Source organism: Martinezella sp. CNPSo 3957, from assembly GCF_057784395.1.
The window spans coordinates 1-15,701 of record NZ_JBXSOU010000001.1; the positions used below are offsets into that span (position 1 = coordinate 1).

Sequence of the window (15,701 nt, forward strand, 5' to 3'; positions counted from 1 at the left end):
AGCGACCGTGATCGATGTCGGCATCAACCGGATCGCGGCACCGGAGCGGGGCGAGGGCAAGAGCCGGCTGGTGGGCGATGTCGCCTATGGTGAAGCTTCCGAAGTCGCTGCCGCCATCACCCCGGTTCCGGGCGGTGTCGGCCCGATGACGATCGCCATGCTGATGGCCAATACCGTCATCGCAGCCTATCGCTCAGCCGGCAGAAAGCCGCCTAAGTTTTGAAGAAAATGCCATCCGGGTGATGACAAAAAACCACTCGGATCGGCTTGCCAAGGCATGAAAGACGACTATAGTCAGGAAATAATTATTCCATAGAAGAAAATGAGGGAACGAAATGGCATTATCATGGCGTTTCTCCGCCTTGGCGGACCGGCACCGTGCTCTCGGATCGAAACTCGAGGACTGGAGCGGCATGGGAACCGCCTGGACCTACGAGAAGGACATGTCGCAGGAGCATGTCGCGATCCGCACCAAAGCCGGCATCATGGATGTTTCCGGCCTGAAGAAGGTGCATCTGGTCGGACCGCACGCCATTGCCGTGCTCGACTATATCACCACCCGCGACATGTCGAAGATCTATCCCGGCCGCTCGGTCTACGCCGCGATGCTGAACGATCGCGGCTACTTCACCGACGACTGCATCGTCTACCGCACCGGTCCGAACTCATGGATGCTGGTGCATGGCTCGGGCTCCGGCCACGAGGAAGTGCTCAAGCAAGCGGCTGGCCGCAACTGTGCCGTTCTCTTCGATGACGATCTGCATGATCTGTCGCTGCAGGGACCTGTCGCGGTCGACTATCTCGCCAAATATGTGCCCGGTATCCGCGATCTCAAATATTTCCATCACATGCAGACGACGCTGTTCGGTGCGCCTGTCATGATCTCGCGCACCGGCTATACCGGCGAGCGCGGCTATGAGATCTTCGTGCGCGGCCAGGACGCGCCGATGGTCTGGGACCGCATCGTCGCGGAAGGCGAGGAGATGGGCATCATTCCCTGCTGCTTCAGCGTCCTCGACATGCTGCGCGTCGAAAGCTATCTTCTCTTTTATCCATACGATAACTCGCAGATGTACCCCTTCGCCGACCAGCCGCCCGGCGACAGCCTTTGGGAGCTCGGCCTCGACTTCACCGTCAGCCCCGGCAAGACGGGTTTCCGCGGCGCCGAGGAACATGCGCGCCTCAAGGGCAAGGAGCGCTTCAAGATCTTCGGCATGCTGATCGATGCGGACGGTCCGGCCGATCTCGGCGACGAGGTCTATGCCGAGGGCAAAAAGGTCGGTGTCATCACCTGCCCCTGCTATTCGACGCTCACCAAGAAATCGATGGCGATCGCCCGACTCGATGTCGACAAGGCCGTACAGGGCACGAAGCTCGAAGTGCGCGGCAAGAGCCTGAAGACGAGCGCAATAGCCCATACGCTGCCGTTCGACGATCCTGAAAAGAAGAAGAGGACGGCCATCGGCTAAGGAGGCGCTCATGCTTGTCGAAGGCATCAAGAGCCGACCGGTCTACAAAGGTCTCTCCATCCAGCCGCATGCCCGGCGGCATCTGTTCGCGCTGGAAGGCGAGGGCGCCAATGCCCTCCTCGACCAGACGGCCGGGCTTGACGATACCATCCTGTCGCGCAGCGAAATCCTCTATGTCGCGCGCGGCTCGCAAGGAAAAGGCCATGATGAGGCACTGCGCGGGCTCGGCGCCGACATGTTCTTCACGGCGCCGACCATTGCGACGTTGCTCTTCCGCCTGAAGGGCTCGCTTGCAACAGCTCACATGGGCACGCGGCTTTATATAGCCGGCACCGAGGGCTTTATCGGCCAGGCAATGATGGTGGCGCTCGACTACGGCATGGATCATGCCTCGATCATCACGGAACATCGCGGTTCCCTGGCGCGCCGCGTGCAATGCGTCCACTGCAAGGGCATCACCGAGGATGTCACGCACAGCCCATTCAACTGCAGCCATTGCGGTCTGCCGCTTCTGGTGCGCGACCACTACTCGCGCCGTCTCGGCGCCTTCCAGGGCGTCAATATCGATGCGGAAGAGCCGGGCACTGCGCCCGATCCAGAGGAGTTGTTCCTGTGAGCGGTGGTACGGAAATTCCTGTTCGTGTCGCGAAGGTGACGCCCATTGCCGACCGCATCAAGCGTTTCCGCTTCGAGCGTCTCGACGGCGCGCCGATGCCTTATTTTTCCGGCGGCGCCCATGTCATCGTCTCGATGAACGACGAAGGCCATGTTCGCCGCAATGCCTATTCGCTAATGTCGGCGCCGCATGATTGCTCGGCCTATGAGATCAGCGTGCTGCGCGTCGAGGACTCGCGCGGCGGCTCCGCCTTCATGCATGAGAAGGTGAGGGAGGGCGACGAGCTCAAGGTCAGCTATCCCGTCAATCTCTTCCAGCCGGACTGGCGCGGCCGCAAGCACCTGCTGATTGCCGGCGGCATCGGCATCACGCCCTTCATTGCGATGATGCAGCAGTTCTCCCGCGAAGGCGCGAATTTCGAGCTGCATTATGCCGTGCGCTCGCTCGATCGCGGCGCCTATTGCCGGGAGCTTGTCGAGCAATATGGCTTGCAGCGGGTGAAGATCTATTGCGATGCCGATCGCAATTTCATTCCTGTGGCACGTCTGCTCGAAAGCCAGCCGCTCGGCACGCATCTCTATGTGTGCGGCCCGGCCGGCATGATCGATGGCGTATTGAAAACGGGCATCGAGGCCGGCTGGCCGGAACAGAACCTGCATTCCGAGCGCTTCCTGTCGTCGCAGCCCGGAAAGCCTTTCTCCATCACGCTGACGCGGTCGGGCAAGACCGTTCACGTCGGCCATCATGAGAGCATGCTGGAGGCGATCGAGGCTGCCGGCATCGATGCGCCCTTCCTCTGTCGCGGCGGTGCCTGCGGACAGTGCGAGACCGGTGTCGCGGTCTGCGACGGCAAGCTTCTGCATAATGACGTCTATCTGACCGACGAAGAAAAGGCCTCCGGCCGGAAGGTGATGATCTGCGTTTCCCGCTTCGAAGGAAGCGCGCTGCATCTCGACCTTTAGGCACTCAACCGATATCTAGGAGAACGGACATGGCAATCGCCTTCAAGCAGGAAACGTTCAGGGACGATTTCAGCTACCGCAACAGTCCGGAAAATATCAGGCGTTTCCCGTTCCCCTTCGATCGCGACGAATACATGTATTCTGTCAACATGGAGCCGCATGTGAAGGGGCGGAAGAACACGGTCTACGAAAGCCTCATCGACGTCGATGAGCACTATGTCGCCGAGATGCACGACCGGGCTCTGGTGCTGAAGGAAGATCCGCTGCGCTATCAGGCGCTGCCGCACATGATGACGGCGCAATGGGATACGCTGGAACTGCTGATGGAAGAGCAGGCGGCCGGCTATCCCGAGCATTTCACGCTCACCAAGAACGGCGACCAGTGGCGCTGGATCAATCGTCCTCTTGGCATAGACGACACCTTCACCTTCGGTGATGCATCGACCTTGCCTTACGAACCTTTCGAATACATCACGCGCCAGGCGCAGGGCGATTTCTGCATCGTCGACCAGCGCGACGGCAATCTCTGGATGGATGCCGGCATGGTGACGACCCAGGCCGATTGGTCGCTCGATTTCGATATCGGCATGAATTTCATGGAGTGGCACGGGCCGGTGCCGCTCGCCCACCAGATCGGCGTCTTCGACCGTGCGCTCAAATTCCTCTTGAACCTGCAGCTGGGCAAGCCAACGCGCCGGTTCAATTGGACGATGACGATCAATCCGCGCCTCGATACCAGTCCTGAGAACTATCCGAAATGGGGTCCGGACCGCACCACGGTGACGCCTGAGAATGTCGGCGAGAAGGTGCATCTGCGCGTGGAGCTGCAGAGCCTGTGGCGCCTGCCGCGCTCCAACGCCATTCTCTTCGTCATCCGCTGCTATCTGATGAACATGAATGAGCTCGTCACCGTGCCGAAATGGGCGCGCCGTTTTCCGCGCGTGCTGAAGACGCTGCCGCCCGAGCTCATCGACTACAAGGGCCTGACGCGCTTCCGCCAGACCACGATCGACTGGCTTTCGCGATATGACGACGGCGCGCCGACCAGCCCCGGCATCTTCCCGGATTGATGCCGGACGCCACGCCGAACTTCTGCATGCCATAAGAATTTCGATAGAATCGAGAAGGGGAATGCCACATGACACGAGTTGCCGTTATCGGTGCCGGCCCTTCGGGCCTTGCCCAGCTAAGGGCCTTTCAATCGGCTGCAAAGAAGGGTGCTGATATCCCGGAAGTCGTCTGCTTCGAAAAGCAGGCGGATTGGGGCGGCCTCTGGAACTATACCTGGCGTACAGGCCTCGATGAATATGGCGAACCGGTGCATGGCAGCATGTATCGTTATCTCTGGTCGAACGGCCCGAAGGAATGCCTGGAATTCGCCGATTATTCCTTTGAAGAGCATTTTGGCAAGCCGATCGCCTCCTATCCACCGCGCGCCGTACTTTGGGACTATATCAAGGGCCGCGTCGAGAAGGCCGATGTGCGCAAATGGGTGCGCTTCAGCACGCCGGTGCGCATGGTGCGCTTCGATGAAGAGACGAAGAAGTTCACGGTAACCGCGCATGATCGCCCCCAGGACCGGATGTATGACGAGGAGTTCGACTATGTCGTCGTCGCCTCGGGTCACTTCTCGACGCCGAACGTGCCCTATTTCGAGGGCGTAAAGACCTTCAACGGCCGCGTGCTGCACGCGCACGATTTCCGAGACGCGCTGGAGTTCAAGGGCAAGGACGTCCTCCTCGTCGGCCGCAGCTATTCGGCCGAGGATATCGGTTCGCAATGCTGGAAATACGGGGCAAAGTCGGTGACGACGAGCTATCGCTCCAAGCCGATGGGCTTCAAATGGCCCGAGAATTTCGAGGAGCGGCCGCTGTTGACGCGTCTTGAAAACAAGACGGCCTATTTCCTCGACGGCTCATCGAAGGAGGTCGACGCGCTTATCCTCTGCACCGGCTATCAGCATCATTTCCCCTTCCTACCGGATGATCTGCGTTTGAAGACGGCAAACCGCCTCTGGGCCGACCATCTCTACAAGGGCGTGATCTTCGACAAGAATCCGCAGCTTTTCTATATCGGCATGCAAGATCAGTTCTACACCTTCAACATGTTCGACGTGCAGGCCTGGTGGGCGCGCGATGTCATCATGGGCCGTATCAAGCTGCCGCCGGAAGCGGAGCTGCAGGCGAACTTCGACAAGTGGCGTGCCCGCGAGGAAACGCTCGAGGATGCCGAACAGATGATCTGGTACCAGGGCGACTATGTGAAGGAGCTGCTCGCCGAGACGGATTATCCGAGCTTCGACATCGAAGGCACGAACAAGACCTTCATGGAGTGGGAGCACCACAAGGCGGAAAACATCATGGGCTTCCGCGACCACGCCTACCGCTCGCTGATGACCGGCACCATGTCGCCGACGCATCATACGCCCTGGGTCGATGCGCTTGACGATTCGATGGAGGAATATCTGCGCAATTGATCCGCGGTCACTTCCCCACCTAACCGGCAAGGGAGGCGAAGAGCAGCCCTTGCCGGCTCTTTTATGCGTTGAGACGAAACGAGTTCATCCGCAACCTTCTCTTCGGGGCACGGCCTTCATGGATTTCCAGACAAGCGTTCTCGGCCGTATGGCGGGTTTTCTTTATCGCTGCCGGGCAGATGAAAATTATACGATGCTTGAGATGACCGACGGCATAGAGCGCATCTTCGGCTATCCCGCCGATGAGATCATCGGCAACCGCACCCGAACCTTCACTTCGATCATGTGCGAAGAGGATATCCCGCTTATGGACGAGCTTGTCGGCAAGGCTCTGGAAAGCCGCACCGACTGGACGATGGAGTATCGCATCCGTCATCGCGACGGCCATTTCCTCTGGGTAACGGAGACCGGCGGCGGCGTATGGGATGAGGCCGGGGAGCTTCTTTATCTCGAAGGCAGCATCCTGAATATCGAATCGCTCTACCAGCGTATCGACGAGCAGACCGCCGGCATGCGGGTTACCGCGTCCAAGACCAATGAGATCCTGCAGTCCCTGCGCTATCTGAAGCTTCTTGCCGTCAATGCCGGCATCGAGGCTGCAAGAGCGGGGACGGCGGGATCGGGCTTTGCTGTTCTGGCGGCCGAAATGCGTTCGCTTGCCAACTCTTCGGAAGAAGCTGCGCGCGCGATTTCGAGCGCACAGAGGAAGGCGGATTAGGATCGCGGCCGCGTCTTCTGCGGATCGTAGTGAGAAAGCGGCACGATGACAGCTGGAAGCCGCTTCTGCTGACCATCCAGCTTACCGATCTCGACCTTGGTGCCGACCCCCGCATGCGTGACATCGACCCGCGCTAGCGCAATGGTCTTGCCGAGGATCGGCGACCGTGTCGCGCTGGTGATCACGCCGACCTGCGCACGGCCGATATGGATGCAATCGCCATGTCCCACGGCTTCATTGGCCTCGACATCTAGACCGACCATCAGATGACGGGGATTTTCCTTCCGTCGCACCAATGCCTCGCGGCCGATGAAATCATCCTGCTTCGATTTCAGCGGGACGGTGAAACCGATGCCGGCCTCGAAGGGATCGGTCTGATCGTCGAATTCATGATGGGCAAAGACGAGGCCGGCTTCGATGCGAACCATATCAAGCGCCTCAAGACCCATCGGCTTCAGCCCGTAAGGCTCGCCGGCTTTCCAGACCGCATCGAAGACAGTGGCGGCATCCTTCGGATGGCAGAAGATCTCGTAGCCGAGCTCGCCGGTATAACCGGTGCGAGAGACGACGACCGGTGCTCCCTCGAAGTGGCCGATGCGGCCGACCGCGAAACGGAACCATTCGAGCTCGCCGATCGTCGGTTGGCGCGGCGTCGTCCAGATGATCTCCTTGAGGATATCGCGGCTTTTCGGGCCCTGTAGCGCGATATTGTGCATCTGATCGGTGGAGGAGCGGACCCAGGCCTTGAAGCCCTTCTTCTCCGCCTGCTCGCGCAGCCAGATGCCGCTATAGTCATCGCCGCCGATCCAGCGGAAATTCTTGTCTCCGAGGCGAAACAGCGTGCCGTCGTCGATCATGCCGCCGTGTTCGTAGCACATGGCGGAATAGACCACCTGGCCGGTCGAGAGCTTGCGCACATCGCGCGTCAGGCAATATTGCAGCAATTCCTCCGCATCCGGCCCCGTCACCTCGAACTTGCGCAGCGGCGAAAGATCGATGACTGCGGCGCGTTCGCGACAGGCCCAGTATTCCTCCACCGGTCCTTCCGATGAGAAGCGGTTCGGCAGCCAGAAGCCACGATATTCGGTGTAGTCGCGCGTCAGGGCGGAGAGGCGCGGGTGAAACGCGGTCTCCCGCGTCAGTTCGGGGTCGGCATCAGGGGTCATGCGATAGGCCACCGCTCGTGTGAATTTTTCTTTGCCTGAAAAGGTGCGGACATGGATATCGGTCGGGTCCCAGCCATTGGCCGCATCGATGTCATCGGGGCAGGAGGAGGAGACGCAGACGAGATCCGTCAGTGCGCGCATCAGGACGTAATCGCCCGGTCTCGACCAAGGTTCGTCGAGATAGAGCTGGTTATTGTGATCGACATTGGTGTTGTAGAAGTAGTTGAGCGCCTCCCAGCCCTTTCGGCCGGCAATGCCATAGGGCGCGAGCGCCGCGTTGAAATTGTCGGTGCAGTTCACGTGGCCGGGATAGCCCATGTCGTCGTAATAGCGGGAATTGCAGGCCGTTGCGAAGGCGTCGTGGCGGCCGACCGTATCCTGGACGATCTCCACCAGCGGCTCGAAATCACGGTCGAAGGCCTTGGACGGCAGCCCGGGCGCTGGATAGCTGCGGCCGAGCAGGGTGCGGGTCACGGTGGAGTCGAGCGCAAGATCGAGCCCCTTATCGACCTTGCGGGCGGAAAAGGCCTGGAAGTCGGTGCATTGCCGACCATAGACATCGATGATCTGGATATATTCGCCGGCGCGGACAAAATAGGCCGAAGCGGTCGCCGCTTTTATGCGAATATCCTCGATCGGATCGGCGAGCGGTTCGGGCAATGCGGAGGCATAGTCTCGCAGGATGGTCGTGCGACGGATCCTGACTTCGATGGGTGTTGCCGTATCCTGCGTTTCCGGTGACATGGCCATTCCTGGTGCACAGGCGACAAGCAGGCCTTTGGTCGCGATCGTGAATTCCGCGGTACTGCCTGTCGGCGAAGAGGCGCCGAAGAGGTGAAGTGCCGCTGCGGATGCCAGATCGGCTCCGCGCCGCTCCAGCGCCGTCCTGACGCGAGCCGCACTTTCATCCTCCGAAGAAAGAATGGCTTTGAGACCTGTCGCCTCGCCAGTGAATGCCGACCCCAGGCCAGCGGATTGAAAGCGGCCCTTCTCGTCAAGGAAGGTCAGCTCGCAGACCTGCCCGCCTTCGCTATCCGTCACCGAAATCCGATCGCCGGGTTCGACGCGCACGACCAGCGATCCACCGCCCTTGCAGCGATAGCGCTCGGTGTCCGGCGGCAGCGCTGGAACGCCCGGATAGCGGATAATGCTCGCCGAGACGGGCCGTATGCCGGCTGCTGACGGATGGAGATCTCGCATAGAGCCCTCTCGGGAATGAGGCGTGTCGGACACCGGAATCATGCTGACAAAATGCCGTCTGAAAGTAAAGAGATATTGACTAAAAAGAAAATATCTTCACTATGCATAAAGGGCATGCATCTGGAATCCGCGCGCAGACTCGGCTCATGAAAACCTCCAGCAAGCCCCGCAATGCCATGGGAGGCACGTTCAGGGAGACGTACGAGAGATACGTCCGGAACAAAATGGGGAATATCGCCAATGACTGACATCGTGGACGCCGGCGCTTCCGCCGGCACCGAAGGTAAGCTTATACGCGCGCTTGACTGGAAGGGCGCGTTCTGGGTGGCTGCCGGCGTGCCGCCGCTTGTTCTCTTCTCCATCGGCGGCATCGCCGGCACGACAGGCAAGCTTGCCTTCGTCGTGTGGATCATCTCGATGATCATGGGCTTCCTGCAGTCTTTCACCTATGCCGAAATTGCCGGCATGTTCGGCAACAAGTCCGGCGGCGCCTCGGTCTATGGCGCGACGGCCTGGCTGCGTTACTCGAAATTCATCGCGCCGCTTTCGGTCTGGTGCAACTGGTTTGCCTGGTCGCCGGTGCTGTCCCTCGGCTGCGCCATAGCGGCCGGCTATATTCTCAATGCCTTTTATCCCATTCCGGCAGCGGATTCGCAGGCCGTCTTGAGCTGGATCAGCGCCCATGCGACGTCGATCACCGCCGATAGCCCGCGTGTTGCCGAATACATCGCGGCGCACGCCGGTACATCGCCCGACGATGCGGTGAAAGCGTTGCTCAGCGCCGACGGCGTTGCAGCTTTTACGCCGGCCATCCGCAACTGGTCTCTCGTCAGCTTCAACATTCCTTTCCTCGCGACCGCCAATATCAACGCCACCTTCTTCATTGGCGGAGTCCTGATGCTGATCATCTTTGCGATCCAGCATCGCGGCATCTCCGAAACGGCCAGCGTGCAGAAGTGGCTCGCGATCATCGTGCTCGTGCCGCTTCTGATCATCGGCGTCTATCCGATCGTCAGCGGCCAAATCCTCTCCGCCAACGTGACCGGCCTGCTACCGCCGACAGCGGCCTACGCTGCGACTGACGGCACCTGGAGCAATGGCGGCTGGACGCTTTTCCTCGGCGGCCTCTATATCGCCGCCTGGTCGACCTATGGCTTCGAGACGGCGGTCTGCTACACGCGCGAACTGAAGAACCCGAAGACGGATACGTTCAAGGCAATCTTCTACTCGGGCCTTGCCTGCTGCGTCTTCTTCTTCCTGGTGCCCTTTGCTTTCCAAGGTGTGCTCGGTCATGCCGGCATGCTGGCGCCAGGCATCGTCGACGGCACCGGCGTCGCTGAAGCGCTCGGCGGCCTGATCGGCGCCGGCCGGATCGTTACCCAGCTACTCGTCATCCTGATGATCCTGGCATTGTTCCTTGCGATCATGACGGCAATGGCGGGTTCCTCGCGCACTCTCTATCAGGGCTCGAAGGACGGTTGGCTGCCGAAATATCTCGATCATGTGAACGAGAACGGTGCGCCGACGAGAGCGATGTGGACGGACTTCGCCTTCAATCTCTTTCTTCTGGCCATTGCGTCGGACACGAGCGGCTATTTCTTCGTGCTTGCCGTCTCTAACGTCGGATACATCATCTTCAACTTCCTGAACCTCAATTCCGGCTGGATCCACCGCATGGACTCCGGTCATGTCGAGCGCCCGTGGAAAGCGCCGTCTTGGCTCATCGGCCTTAATACCATCCTTGCCTTCGTCAATGCGCTCTTCCTGGGCGCCGGCGCCAAGGTCTGGGGCTATGCCAATGCTCTCTGGATCGGTTTTGCCTTTGCAGCTCTCATTCTGCCGGTCTTTGCCTACAGGCATTATGTTCGCGATGGCGGCAAGTTCCCGGCCGGCGCCATGGATGATCTTGGTCTGGTCGGCCAGGATCTGGGTGTCAAGAAGGCGGGTATTCTGCCCTATCTGGCGCTTGCCGGCGGCCTTGCCATCGTGCTGATCGCCAATTGGGTCTTCCAGCTGCCGGCGTAGCCGCATCTGGTCGAAGACGAGGCCTATGCTTGCAAGTCCGGCCTGGCGACAGGCCGGATTTTGTTATGGGATCAATGCTTTTAACGCTGATCGTCCGATCATTCGGGTGCGACGATGAGGGCGTCGCCGAGATCGGCGTCTTCTTCTGGTCGGCTGCGCTGCCGTGCCAATCGTAGAAGCGTGGCCACCAGCAGGATGGCCATCAGCCCGAGTTCGACGGCGATCGCCGTGACCCCGGCAGAGAGATAGGCGCTGGAATATTGCAGTACCTGGGCAAATACGGCCCCCAGGATCGCCGGCCCGAGACCCAACGACACCTGCTGCATGGTGGCGAGCATGGCGCTGCCGGCGCCGGCATGTTCATGCGGCACGTCGGCCAGCCCCAGCCGGTAGAAGCTGTTGACGATCAGCGCCTGGCCGAAACCGATCAGGACTGTGGAGGGAATGAGGTTGACGACTCCTGGCTGCGGCCAGACGGTTTCGAGCGTCACGATGAGCAGAGCAAGCCCGCTCATCTGGATCACGCAGCCCATCGCCAGCATGAGTTCGCGCCGTATGTTTGCAAGGCGAGGCGTGACGAAAGCGGCCGAGACGAAATAGGAGCCGCCAAGTGCAATCAAGGCATTGCCTGATTGCAGCGGGGTCAGCCCGGCACCTGCCTGCAAGGTAAGGGCGAAGACGAACATGAAGCCGCTCCAGCAGGTGAAGAAGAGTATGGCGATCAGCCCGCCGAACCGCATGCTGGAGATGCGCGTGAGCGACGGCGGCAGGATTGGGAAGGCGCCCCGCACCTCCTTGCCGCGCTGGATACGCCAAAGGAGTGCCACCAGTGGCAGGATCGGCACGAAGCCGAGCAGGCAAAGCCAGTTCCAGTGGAGCGACGGGCCGAGCGCGGTCGGCAGCAGAACCGACAAAGTCAGCAGCGCCAGCGTTATCATGCCCGACCAGTCGACCGGAACTCTGCCTTGGCCACGCGTTTCGGGAACATGGCGCCATACGCTGACCAGGATCAGGATGCAGACCGGTAGGTTGATGAGGAAGATACTGCGCCATCCGGAGCCGGCAATATTGGCAGAGATCAGGAAGCCGCCGAGAACCTGGCCGACGATGAAGGCGATGCCGCCAATTGCACTGTAAAGCGAAACGGCGCGGGCGTGATCGCGTCCGGTCAAGCTGACATGGATGGTTGCCAGCACCTGCGGCACCATGAGTGCTGCGGCGATCCCCTGCAGCGCGCGCGCAACGATGAGGAAGGTGACTGATGTCGCCACCCCGCATAGCAGCGAGGCGAGGCAGAACAATAGGACGGCCAGGCCGAACATGCGCCTGCGGCCGAAATTGTCGCCGAGGCGCGCACCCATTGCCAGGCAGACGGCAAAGGCGACGCCATAGGCGGCGACGAAAAGCTCAAGTTCGGTCTCGCCGGCATGCAGCGAGGCCGAGATGGCGGCAAGGCCGACATTGATGATGGAAAAATCGAGCTGCAGCAGCAATTGCCCGGCCAGCAGGATCAGCAGGCCGAATTGGCCAAGCCGGATTGGTGCGGAAGACATGGGGGACCTCAAAGTATTTTCAAAACTGAGTCCACAGCGTTTTACACCCATGTTAAACTGGTACAAGATGCCTGTTTAGACTGGTATAAGAAGTGTCAGGCTGGAGAATGGAAATGCACGGCACGCTCGATATTAGCTCCAATCAGATCCTTTCGCGGGCACAGGAACTTGGCGAGATGTTGCGAAGGCGGCGGGAAACCCTCGACCCGCAAAGATTGGGACTCGGTCGAGCGGGACGGATTCGTACACCCGGATTGCGGCGGGAAGAAGTGGCGTCACGCGCCGATATCGGCATCACCTGGTACACCAAGCTGGAGCAGGGCCGCCCGATCCGCGTGTCGCCGCGCGTACTGCTCTCCGTCGCGCATGCTTTGGAATTCAACGAAGTCGAAACGGAGCACCTGTTCAGATTGGCCAATCTGCCGGTTCCGCCCCGGCTCGAAAATCCCCGCGTCTGCGAGCCGCTCACCGAGGCTAGCCAGCGCATTCTCGATCATCTCTGTCCTTATCCGGCTCTTATCCAGACGAAACGGTACAATATACGCGGCTTCAACGAGGCCTATCGCCGTCTCGTCGGCGTCGATCTCGATGCCCTTCCGCCTGAAGACCGGAACTGCATCTATCTGTCCCTCGTCAATCCTGCCTGGCGTGCAAGCCAGGCCGATCCCGACGAGATGCTGGCCAATATGGCAGCGCTGTTTCGTGCCTCTATGGCCGAGCATCTCGATGACCCGAGCTGGGAGCGGCAATTGGAACGCTATATGAGCGCTTCCGATCAGTTCCGCATCGTATGGGATCGCTATCAGCTCAAGGGCATCGAGAATACCGTGAAGCGTTTTCGGCTGGCGGATGGCACGGTCCTGCCGCTGCAATCCAACAATTGGTGGGCAAGCCCCAGCAATGACGACCGCATGATCGTCTACACACCTGTCGACGAAGCCGGGGCGGAGAAGCTGAACGCGATGATGAAGCGCAAGCGGTCTTGCTGAGCGGCGTTGCCGGTAGATCGTGAAGGGGACCCGATGCGTGATCAAGTGCCCGCGACGGCGCGTCCCGTCCTGGCTGAGCCTCAATCGGCTCTACGGTCCCTCGACCAAGGGAATGCCGAGCGCGGCCAGATGGCGGATGGGAGGTTATCATCTCTCAGATGCCGAGGTCGAGCTGAGGCTGTGATCTCCCATCGTCGGCCTCTTCGTTCGTCAAAGACGAAAGCGTGATGCCGAGCAGCCGGATCGGCCGCGCAAACGGGTGGACGGTTGCCAGAAGCGCCGAGGCTGTCTCAAAAACAGCGCCGCTGTCTGCGAGCGGCAGGGAGCTTGTCCGACTGCGTGTCGCTTGGGTGAAGTCCGAATATTTTATCTTCACGGTCACCGTTTTGGCGCTGAAACCGCCTGTTTCGCAGTAGCGCCAGACCTTCTGTGCTAAGGTCCACAACTCCGCCGTTGCCAGCTCGAGATCGTCGATATCCTCGGCAAACGTATCTTCCGCGCCAATGGATTTACGAATACGGTCGGGCTTTACCTGGCGCTCGTCAATGCCGCGGGCAATGATGCCGTAGAAATAAGGCCCCGCCTTTCCGAAATGCTCCTGCAGGAAGGCGAGGGATTTCGACTTCAGGTCTAGCCCTGTTTCGATCCCGTATTTGTGCATGCGCTCGGCTGTCGCCGGCCCGACGCCATGGAATTTCTTGACAGGAAGCGTTTCGACGAAGGCCGGCCCGTTCTTCGGCGTAATGACAGCCTGGCCGTTGGGCTTGTTGAGGTCGCTTGCCATTTTGGCGAGGAACTTGTTGTAGGAAATGCCGGCCGAGGCGTTGAGCCCGGTGACCTGCTTGATCTTGGCCCGGATCTCGAGCGCGATTTCAGTGGCGATTTCCATGCCCTTGTTGTTCTGGGTGACGTCGAGATAGGCTTCGTCGAGCGAGAGCGGCTCGATCATCGAAGTATATTCGGCAAAGATCTCGCGGATCTGCTGCGACACTGCCCTGTAGACATCGAAGCGCGGCGGCACGAAAATCAGGTCCGGGCATTTGCGTTTTGCCGTGACCGAAGGCATTGCCGAGTGAACGCCGAAGGCGCGGGCCTCGTAGCTTGCGGCCGCGACCACGCCGCGCGCCGCTGACCCGCCGACCGCAAGCGGCTTGCCGCGCAGCTCGGGATTGTCTCGCTGTTCGACCGATGCATAGAATGCATCCATATCGACATGGATGATCTTCCGAACAGGGTTTGTGTTGGTGTCGTTCATGGCGATCTCGGTCATCATGCTGCAGGTTCAAGCATGGACCCTTCAATTGCAGAATCTGAAACAAATACAGAACATATCATCCCTGATCACGATATCAAACCGGCTCTGTTGTCGTGCCGGAGAGACGCGGGAAAATCGCTCTGTGACAGTCATTCGCAAGCGCCACCTTGAGATGCCTTCGAGGCTTCTTATCTCTTGTCCGTCCCCCAATACGGAGCCTCAAGATGGGCCAAATCGCAACCGAACCCCTTTCCGACCTGCTGATGGAAATCCTTCCGCCCGAGCATGACGAGGAATCTCGATCTAACGGAACCGCGTGCCTATGCTGCCGAAGGCAGCGAGCGGCGAGGAAGATGGATGAGGACGGCTGCGGCATATGCGACGAATGCCTGGCGCCGTGACCGAAGATGCGCTGCTGGCGTCCGAATTGTCGGAATTCGAACATGCGCTGGCGAAGCTGTCTGACGGCTATTCGGAGGGGCGTTTTCAAGATCGCCTCTGGGGTGTGACGGTCAAGCGATCGGCTGACGGGAAACGGATCTGGCTCTACGGCGAGGAGCTTGGCGGGACCGATGTCGTTAGCTTCAATCTCTATGTGCTCTCGGGAGCCAGCCTCACCCTCAAGCCTTGCGAAATGTCCTCCTCGAAAGTCGTGGATTTCGTGCTGGGTTTCAGGCCAGCTCAAACGCAGCCGGTATAAGCCCCTTTGCTTCAGCGGGTGGAGAGCGGCGGCGGAGGCGGCTGCGTGGTGGAGCCGGGACCGAGCGAGCGCTGGACCATCACGGTATCGGCCCAGCGGCCGTAACGATAGGCAACGGCTGGCAGAAGGCCGACGCGAACGAAGCCGAAGCGCTCGTGCAAGGCCAGCGACGCCGAGTTGTCGGCATCGATATAGCCGATCATCTGCCGGAAACCGGCAGCGGCACAGGCGTCGATCAGCCCGCGCATCAGCAGGCTCCCGACACCCTGGCCGACATGGTCGTGATGCACATAGATCGAATGCTTGACGGTGTAGCGATAGGCCGGCCGCTTGCGGAACAATACCACATAGGCATAGCCGACGACCTTCTCACCCTCGATCGCAACGACATGCGGGAAGCGTTTGTCCTTCAAATTCTTGCGCCGTTCGCGCAGATCGTCCGGCTGTGGCGTGTCGCTATCATCGACCCCGGCCTCGACGCCGCGGTGAATGTGGCGGCGATAGATTGCCAGCATGGCATCGACGTCGCTCTCCCGGGACGGGCGAACGATGATTGTTTTATCCTGCTTCAT

The 15,701-nt window shown here is 60.1% G+C and carries 14 protein-coding genes and 1 pseudogene; 10 read left to right on the forward strand and 5 right to left on the reverse strand.

Annotated features, from left to right (window positions below; all coding sequences use genetic code 11):
* The 7 genes and pseudogenes from AC13QE_RS00005 to AC13QE_RS00035 all read left to right on the forward strand — a co-directional run.
* Positions 1-223, forward strand: a pseudogene (locus AC13QE_RS00005) (bifunctional methylenetetrahydrofolate dehydrogenase/methenyltetrahydrofolate cyclohydrolase); the annotation flags it as partial.
* Between the two features lie 112 nt (positions 224-335).
* Positions 336-1,469 carry an aminomethyl transferase family protein gene (locus AC13QE_RS00010; RefSeq protein ID WP_488482046.1) on the forward strand — a complete coding sequence of 378 codons (1,134 nt, stop codon included), beginning with the start codon at positions 336-338 and terminating at the stop codon, positions 1,467-1,469.
* 10 nt (positions 1,470-1,479) lie between these two features.
* A complete protein-coding gene (locus AC13QE_RS00015) occupies positions 1,480-2,085 on the forward strand; it encodes a dimethylamine monooxygenase subunit DmmA family protein (RefSeq protein WP_488482047.1) in 606 nt (201 codons plus the stop codon).
* Positions 2,082-3,047: a PDR/VanB family oxidoreductase gene (locus AC13QE_RS00020; protein WP_488482048.1), complete on the forward strand. Its 966-nt coding sequence runs from the start codon at positions 2,082-2,084 to the stop codon at positions 3,045-3,047. The genes AC13QE_RS00015 and AC13QE_RS00020 overlap by 4 nt, the downstream gene beginning before the upstream one ends.
* 29 nt (positions 3,048-3,076) lie before the next feature.
* Entirely contained in the window at positions 3,077-4,117 is a 1,041-nt protein-coding gene (locus AC13QE_RS00025; RefSeq protein ID WP_132720342.1) for a heme-dependent oxidative N-demethylase family protein, read from the forward strand.
* Between the two features lie 68 nt (positions 4,118-4,185).
* Entirely contained in the window at positions 4,186-5,523 is a 1,338-nt protein-coding gene (locus AC13QE_RS00030; RefSeq protein WP_488482049.1) for a trimethylamine monooxygenase, read from the forward strand.
* Between the two features lie 118 nt (positions 5,524-5,641).
* Positions 5,642-6,241 carry a PAS domain-containing protein gene (locus AC13QE_RS00035; protein WP_488482050.1) on the forward strand — a complete coding sequence of 200 codons (600 nt, stop codon included), beginning with the start codon at positions 5,642-5,644 and terminating at the stop codon, positions 6,239-6,241.
* Here the strand turns inward: AC13QE_RS00035 and AC13QE_RS00040 are convergent.
* On the reverse strand, positions 6,238-8,607 hold the full coding sequence (locus AC13QE_RS00040; protein WP_488482051.1) for a trimethylamine N-oxide demethylase: 2,370 nt from the start codon (positions 8,605-8,607) through the stop codon (positions 6,238-6,240). The genes AC13QE_RS00035 and AC13QE_RS00040 overlap by 4 nt on opposite strands.
* Before the next feature lie 38 nt (positions 8,608-8,645).
* Positions 8,646-8,858: a hypothetical protein gene (locus AC13QE_RS00045; protein ID WP_488482052.1), complete on the reverse strand. Its 213-nt coding sequence runs from the start codon at positions 8,856-8,858 to the stop codon at positions 8,646-8,648.
* On the opposite strand from AC13QE_RS00045, the gene AC13QE_RS00050 reads away from it, so the two are divergent.
* Positions 8,848-10,632, forward strand: a complete 1,785-nt coding sequence (locus AC13QE_RS00050; RefSeq protein ID WP_488482053.1) for a trimethylamine N-oxide permease — start codon at positions 8,848-8,850, stop codon at positions 10,630-10,632. The two genes, AC13QE_RS00045 and AC13QE_RS00050, sit on opposite strands and share 11 nt — an antisense overlap.
* Before the next feature lie 98 nt (positions 10,633-10,730).
* Here AC13QE_RS00050 and AC13QE_RS00055 read toward each other — a convergent pair whose 3' ends face one another.
* Positions 10,731-12,185, reverse strand: a complete 1,455-nt coding sequence (locus AC13QE_RS00055) for an MFS transporter (RefSeq protein WP_488482054.1) — start codon at positions 12,183-12,185, stop codon at positions 10,731-10,733.
* Between the two features lie 113 nt (positions 12,186-12,298).
* Here AC13QE_RS00055 and AC13QE_RS00060 point away from each other — a divergent pair, with 113 nt between their 5' ends.
* Positions 12,299-13,174, forward strand: coding sequence for a helix-turn-helix transcriptional regulator (locus AC13QE_RS00060; RefSeq protein WP_183872522.1), 876 nt, complete (start codon positions 12,299-12,301; stop codon positions 13,172-13,174).
* A 154-nt stretch (positions 13,175-13,328) separates the two neighbouring features.
* Here AC13QE_RS00060 and dinB read toward each other — a convergent pair whose 3' ends face one another.
* Positions 13,329-14,447 carry a DNA polymerase IV gene (dinB, locus tag AC13QE_RS00065; protein WP_488482055.1) on the reverse strand — a complete coding sequence of 373 codons (1,119 nt, stop codon included), beginning with the start codon at positions 14,445-14,447 and terminating at the stop codon, positions 13,329-13,331.
* A gap of 367 nt (positions 14,448-14,814) precedes the next feature.
* Here dinB and AC13QE_RS00070 point away from each other — a divergent pair, with 367 nt between their 5' ends.
* A complete protein-coding gene (locus AC13QE_RS00070) occupies positions 14,815-15,129 on the forward strand; it encodes a hypothetical protein (RefSeq protein ID WP_132720435.1) in 315 nt (104 codons plus the stop codon).
* 11 nt (positions 15,130-15,140) lie between these two features.
* Here AC13QE_RS00070 and AC13QE_RS00075 read toward each other — a convergent pair whose 3' ends face one another.
* Positions 15,141-15,701, reverse strand: coding sequence for a GNAT family N-acetyltransferase (locus tag AC13QE_RS00075; protein ID WP_488482056.1), 561 nt, complete (start codon positions 15,699-15,701; stop codon positions 15,141-15,143).

Excerpts from the sequence above, each read along its gene's own strand:
- AC13QE_RS00035 (WP_488482050.1), top strand. The coding sequence starts at position 5,642 with ATGGATTTCCAGACAAGCGTTCTCGGCCGTATGGCGGGTTTTCTTTAT.
- AC13QE_RS00055 (WP_488482054.1), bottom strand. The coding sequence starts at position 12,185 with ATGTCTTCCGCACCAATCCGGCTTGGCCAATTCGGCCTGCTGATCCTG.
- AC13QE_RS00030 (WP_488482049.1), top strand. The coding sequence starts at position 4,186 with ATGACACGAGTTGCCGTTATCGGTGCCGGCCCTTCGGGCCTTGCCCAG.
- dinB (WP_488482055.1), bottom strand. The coding sequence starts at position 14,447 with ATGATGACCGAGATCGCCATGAACGACACCAACACAAACCCTGTTCGG.
- AC13QE_RS00060 (WP_183872522.1), top strand. The coding sequence starts at position 12,299 with ATGCACGGCACGCTCGATATTAGCTCCAATCAGATCCTTTCGCGGGCA.
- AC13QE_RS00010 (WP_488482046.1), top strand. The coding sequence starts at position 336 with ATGGCATTATCATGGCGTTTCTCCGCCTTGGCGGACCGGCACCGTGCT.
- AC13QE_RS00025 (WP_132720342.1), top strand. The coding sequence starts at position 3,077 with ATGGCAATCGCCTTCAAGCAGGAAACGTTCAGGGACGATTTCAGCTAC.
- AC13QE_RS00040 (WP_488482051.1), bottom strand. The coding sequence starts at position 8,607 with ATGCGAGATCTCCATCCGTCAGCAGCCGGCATACGGCCCGTCTCGGCG.
- AC13QE_RS00070 (WP_132720435.1), top strand. The coding sequence starts at position 14,815 with ATGCCTGGCGCCGTGACCGAAGATGCGCTGCTGGCGTCCGAATTGTCG.
- AC13QE_RS00015 (WP_488482047.1), top strand. The coding sequence starts at position 1,480 with ATGCTTGTCGAAGGCATCAAGAGCCGACCGGTCTACAAAGGTCTCTCC.
- AC13QE_RS00075 (WP_488482056.1), bottom strand. The coding sequence starts at position 15,701 with ATGAAGCAGGATAAAACAATCATCGTTCGCCCGTCCCGGGAGAGCGAC.
- AC13QE_RS00045 (WP_488482052.1), bottom strand. The coding sequence starts at position 8,858 with ATGTCAGTCATTGGCGATATTCCCCATTTTGTTCCGGACGTATCTCTC.
- AC13QE_RS00050 (WP_488482053.1), top strand. The coding sequence starts at position 8,848 with ATGACTGACATCGTGGACGCCGGCGCTTCCGCCGGCACCGAAGGTAAG.